The organism is Azotobacter beijerinckii, from assembly GCF_900110885.1.
Taxonomy (GTDB): domain Bacteria; phylum Pseudomonadota; class Gammaproteobacteria; order Pseudomonadales; family Pseudomonadaceae; genus Azotobacter; species Azotobacter beijerinckii.
Window position 1 is genome coordinate 1 of record NZ_FOFJ01000113.1, and the last position, 5484, is coordinate 5484.

Here is a 5484-nt window from a genome sequence, read left to right on the forward strand (position 1 = left end):
AAGTCGTCTGGCAGATCGCGGCTCGCCGCAGCACCTACCAGAAGCACGGCAAGCACAGCGTCCTGTATCGCGTCAGACGTCGGATCGAGCAAGCCAAGGCGCAGATGCGGGCCAAGGTCGAGCATCCGTTCCGGGTGATCAAGCGGCAGTTCGGCTACGTCAAGGTGCGCTTCCGCGGCCTGGCGAAGAACACCGCGCAGTTGGTGACACTGTTCGCCCTGTCGAACCTGTGGATGGCGCGAAAACATCTGCTGGTGGCAGGAGAGGTGCGTCCGTAATGCGGGAAATCATCCCGGCAAAGCGCCTCGTCAAGGGCAAAACATGGATTTGCAAAGAGGTATCGGCCTGAATTGCCACGGAACTGCCGTTTTTTTGAGCAATCGAGTGCTCGGGTAGGAAATGTCGGGGCTAATTCAGACCTTCCATAAGAAAATGCTCCGGACCTTTCGCTGCTTTGGAGGCGCAAGCCTACGTATCTCGGCAGATACTTGTGAGAACTTACCGAAAAACAAGGCCAGTCACATTCATGCACTTAGCAGTGTCACTGTACATCTTTCGTGATATTGGTTTTCATTTTACAATCGTATCCAAAGCCACTGAATACGGAACCATGAAAAACATAGCTTTCTAAAATAGCAACTGCGAAGAAAGAAACTTCACCAGGAACTCGTAGACCATACCCACCACGCAGACATAGCCAGCCAATAGCCACCATTCGATTGGGCGAGATGCTCTGAAGCTGGACATCCAGCCGTTCCCCTGCTGGAACTTGAGCAGCTCACGCTGTGCCTTGGCCCTCTACTCGGGACAGAAATCAGCCTGTCGAGCAGACCGGGACGCTCAGCCGCAGCGGCGGAGAGCAGGCTCATCGAATCCACATCGACACTCGCTTTGATAGAAGAAATTCAAAGGATATTTTTACAAAACATATCTTTTTGCATTTTTTTCACATGCTATTTACGAGTCTGCAACCAGATCGCGTTACCCCTTTTCGTTGATGGAGCAATTACTCGTTTTCGATGTCTAGCAATGCCGGCAATCCACCATGAACGCATTCTGATCGAAAGGGATCGGGTGGCACGGTAGTAAGGGCTAAGCCCTGATCGAGCAGCAGTACTCCAGGGAAGAAGGAGATGCGTCCGAAGACCTTCCCTGAGAGAACCGTGATGGCAAATATGAGAGATTACTTCGTCCGATGGCTGTCGCCGGAGCACTGGTTGTTGATCGGCGCCACGCTCTATGCGCTGATGACACTCATCGTGCAGCTTTCCGGAACCGCCCGAACATGGCACGGGGCCTCGCCCCTGGAAATCTCGAGCACTCTGGTCGCGTCGCTGGGGGTGGCGTTCGCGGTTTTCCAGACGATCTCCAAATGGAACAACCATCTGGTCCGCCGCTATTGGGTCATGGCCGGTGCCGGCATGCTGCTGATCTGGGCCGGCGAGGTCGCCGTCGACAAGATCAAACACGTGGATTTTCGGCTTATCGTCCTGATCTGGGCGAGCGCCGCCGTCCTGCTGTTCCGCTGCATCCGACCCTATCTGACCGAGAGCATCATCGAGAAGTCGATGTGGGTCGGTGCGGCTGCGCAAATCACCGCCCATGTGGCCTGGACCGTCAAGGATGGCTTTCCCGGCGGAGGAGTCCACCTAGGACTGCAGATGGTGATCGACAGCGGTGAGCTGCTCTCATTGCTCGGCTACAGCCTGGCCATGGTCCTGGCGCGTCTGTCGCGTCTGGACGACCACGCCATCCGCGATGACCGGCTGCAGCGCTGGACGAATGCTGCGAGCAAAGTCTCAGGACAAGCGACTCGTCCCAGGATCTGCTTTCCCTATATCGCCCAGGTTCACCAGATCTTCCATTCCCTACCCATCGCAGCAGCCCTCGCGCAGCGCTATCCCGATATAGAAGTCCATATCGCCGGTTCGCGGCGCAATCTGCGACTCGCCCGCCGCCTGTTACGCGATCAAGCCGGGTCGGCTCCCTTGCACTTTGATCAGCTCTATCACCCTTGGTCAGTCCGGATCAACTACCGGGATGGCGCTGTCGGCGGCAAAAAGAAAATCCTGCGGGCGAACCGCCTGTACTTTTCTGGGTTCGATGCAATCGTCATCCCCGAGCGCACCTCAACCTACCTGCGCAAGATCTGTCCCCCGGGCGTGAAGCTGATCGGCACCGAGCACGGCGCCGGTGATCGCGAAGTGACCTTCGATCCGGCTATAGTGCTCTTCGACTTCCTGCTCCTGGGCGGGGAAAAACAGGCCAGGCGCCTGATCGAACTGGGCTATACGGTGCCCGGCCGCTTCGTCGCCGGTATCTACGCCAAACTCGACTGGACCACCCGGCGGAACGGCGCACGGCCCCGGATGTTCGGCAACGGCCGGCCGACCGTGCTCTACAACCCGCACTTCGACGAGAGCCTCTCCTCCTGGCCACTGATCGGCCGCCAGGTACTCGATCACTTCGCCCGCAGCACCACCTACAACCTGATCTTCGCACCGCACATCCGCCTGTTCGACGCGCCGACCCCGGCCAAGTACGAAGCTTTCCGCGAGTATCAGAAATACCCCCACATGCATATCGACCTGGGCAGCGAGCACTGCGCCGACATGACCTATACCCTGGCTGCCGACATCTACCTCGGCGATGTCAGCAGCCAGGTGGTCGAGTTCCTCACCCAGCCCCGGCCCTGCCTGTTCCTGAACCCACGCCAGGTCGCTTGGCAGGACGATCTGCATTACCGCTTCTGGCAGTTGGGAACAGTGCTGACAGATATCGACGGTCTGGATACAGCCATCGAGAACGCGGTGCGCTCGCACCGGGACTTCGAACAGCGCCAACGCGACTACCTGCGGGACACGCTCGGCCTGGTCGAGCCGGGGCAAAGCGGCGCCCGGGGAGCCGAGGCGATTGTCGGTTATCTCCAGAAGGTAGAAAGGTCTTACCAAGGCATCTCGGTAAAGGTATGACTGGAAAGAAGCCAGCTACGCAGACATAGCTGGCCGACGGCCGCCTCGACCTCGTTGGTCTTCGCCTGGGCTAGGGGGTGTTGACGTTTCGAGCCAGAGGGGTCGATGAGGACGGGAAAACCTGCAAAATCAAGGTTCCCACAGCGATCCCTCCGCAGGCTGGCAATGCCCCGATTGATGCTCACTGACGAACTCTGGCCGAAGCTGGAAAACGTTCTTCTCCAGCAATCCATCTACCACAAGCCGGATCTGCGCATGACGGTCGAGGGCATGCTCTACCGGATGCGCGTGGGCTGCCCGTGGAGAGACCTGCCCAGCGCCTTCGGATGCTGGAACTCGGTCTACAAGCGTTTCAACGCGTGGTCGTCGGCAGGCAAGTGGCTCAAGGTTTTCCAGGCGTTGATCGAGGAGCCCGATCTCGAATGGGCCTTCATCGATGGCACCTACGTGAAGGCCCATCAGCACAGTAGCGGTGCCGCCAGCGATCAGTCCGAGGCCATCGGCAAAAGCCGCGCGGGACTCACGAGCAAAATCCACCTGGCCGTCGATGCGCATGGCTTGCCGGTGGCTTTCGAGATCACCGGGGGCAACGTCAACGACTGCACTTCGGCCCCCGAGTTGATTGCGCAGCTGCCCTCTGCCGAGGCGATCGTGGCAGACAAGGGCCATGACAGCGAGCGCATTCGCAAACAGATCGAAGCGCAGGGCGCACGGGCAGTCATTCCCCGAAAACGCAACTCGCTCAAGGGCAATGGCGATCTGGACCGGGGGCTGTATCGCTACCGGCATCTGGTCGAGAACGCCTTTGCGCGGCTGAAACATTACCGCGCCGTGGCGTTCCGCTACAACAAGCTGAAACGAAATTACGAGAGCATGGTAGCCATGGCCTGTGGGTTTCTATGGCTCCCGATGTGAATCGTCAACAGCCCCAGCAAGACGGCACCCATTTACAGCCAGGCGGTACGGGATGCGGGCTGCTGTTCAGGCCGATAGCGCCGGCAGGATCACCAGCACGGCGCTAATGACGATGAGCAACAGCCCGAGCTTTTCCCGCTGGGAGACCTGCTCCTTGAGCCAGTGCTGCGACAGCAGGAGGGTGAAGAACACCTCGATCTGGCCCAGAGTCTTCACCAATCCGACGGCCTCCAGGTTGACCGCGGTGAACCAGCACAGGGAGGCGATAGAGCTGGACAGGCTGATGCGGAATACCAACGAGGGGCGTTTCCACAGCTTCACCAGCGTCTGGTGGTCGCGCAGAGCCAGCCAGCCGGTCAGTGCCGCGACCTGGATGCTGATGGTCCACACCAGCGCCCAGGCGGCGGTGTGCATGAAGGGCAACGACAGTTGATGGCAAGCATCGCGCACCCACAGGGTGGTCAGCGCAAAGCACAAGCCACTCGCCAGGCCCAGCAGCAGGGTCGTGAGATCCAGCGCGCCGGGCTCGCCGCGTCCTTTCATCAGCCAGACGGCCACCGAGCCGACCGTGACGCCCAGCCAGCCGACCGAACCGAGCAGGGTGCCGAAAAAAACCGAGCCCAGTACCGCCGCCAGCAAGGCTTCGCTCTTGGCCAGGCCAACGCCCGTGGCATAGCTGCGGCGCTGGAACAGTAACACCATGAGGGTGGTGGCGAGGATCTGCGCGAAGGCGGCGGCGGTTACGTCGAAGACGAAACGGCCACTGAACTGCGGCAGTTCGGCGGGGGCGCTGGCATACAGCAGCGCCAGGTAGAGCACGGCCAGCGGCAAGGCCCAGATGAAGCGTGCCAGGGTCACGCCCAGCGCATTCACTTCGCGGCTGAGCTGTTTCTGCTGGGCGTTGCGTAGTGCCTGGGTGAAGGCGGCGGTGAGGGTGAAGGGAATCCAGAGCATGAGAGAGACCCGAGTGGAAACGGTACAGGGTCTGGCTCATTCGGTCGGGCGTCAAGTCCGGTGCCAGGGCAATCGCACAAAGCCAAGCCTTCGCATTTGAGTCCCAGCAGTTCGACCCGATAGTCATCCGAAGGAGTGCCGAACCTTGTTGGTCCGCCGAGGATCAGCCAGGGGGACGCATGGACACGGGAAGAGAAGGCAGGTGCAGGTGCAGGTGCTCGAATATCCCATTGATACAGTCTTGCGATCACGCCTTCAAATGCGAGGCGTTCGCTTCATGCGGTTGCTCTGCCTGAGCCGCAGGGCTATCGCACGAAGCCAAGCATTCTCATTTGAGTCCCAGAAGCTCGGCCCGATAGTCATCCGAGGTGTTGGCGATGAGCCGACGAGTCTTGAGGCTGCCCTTGCGCTGGCTCGGGTCCAGGCGGAGCAGGTTCAGCGCCAGTCGCTTCAGCGTCGCCAGGTTATGGGCCGCATGGGCGGTACGCGCGCGCATCAGGTCATCGGCAAACACCACGTCCAGGCACCAGTGCACGCGGTTCTCGATGCCCCAATGCTGGCGGATCGCCGATGCCAGTCGCTCGGCATCCGGCACCAGGCTGCTGATGTAGTAACGCCGCTCATGCGAAACCTTGCCCTGCAG

Annotated in this window: 5 protein-coding genes; 3 read left to right on the top strand and 2 right to left on the bottom strand. The window is 60.1% G+C overall.

The features are described 5' to 3' along the window. From BMY22_RS22460 to BMY22_RS22470, 3 genes are all read left to right on the top strand, one after another. Nucleotides 1-278, top strand: a 278-nt coding sequence (locus tag BMY22_RS22460; RefSeq protein ID WP_143068616.1) for a transposase, incomplete at its 5' end; no start/stop codon positions are given. Nucleotides 279-1133: 855 nt separating this feature from the next. Continuing rightward, nucleotides 1134-2972: a hypothetical protein gene (locus tag BMY22_RS22465; protein ID WP_143068617.1), complete on the top strand. Its 1839-nt coding sequence runs from the start codon at nt 1134-1136 to the stop codon at nt 2970-2972. A 165-nt stretch (nt 2973-3137) separates the two neighbouring features. After that, nucleotides 3138-3887, top strand: a complete 750-nt coding sequence (locus tag BMY22_RS22470; RefSeq protein ID WP_090625524.1) for an IS5 family transposase — start codon at nt 3138-3140, stop codon at nt 3885-3887. Nucleotides 3888-3953: 66 nt separating this feature from the next. On the opposite strand, the gene BMY22_RS22475 is transcribed toward BMY22_RS22470, so the two are convergent. Continuing rightward, complete coding sequence (locus tag BMY22_RS22475) at nt 3954-4841, bottom strand: EamA family transporter (RefSeq protein WP_090625526.1); 888 nt, start codon at nt 4839-4841, stop codon at nt 3954-3956. Nucleotides 4842-5169: 328 nt separating this feature from the next. After that, on the bottom strand, nt 5170-5484 hold a 315-nt coding region (locus BMY22_RS22480; protein ID WP_143068518.1), incomplete at its 5' end, for an ISAs1 family transposase.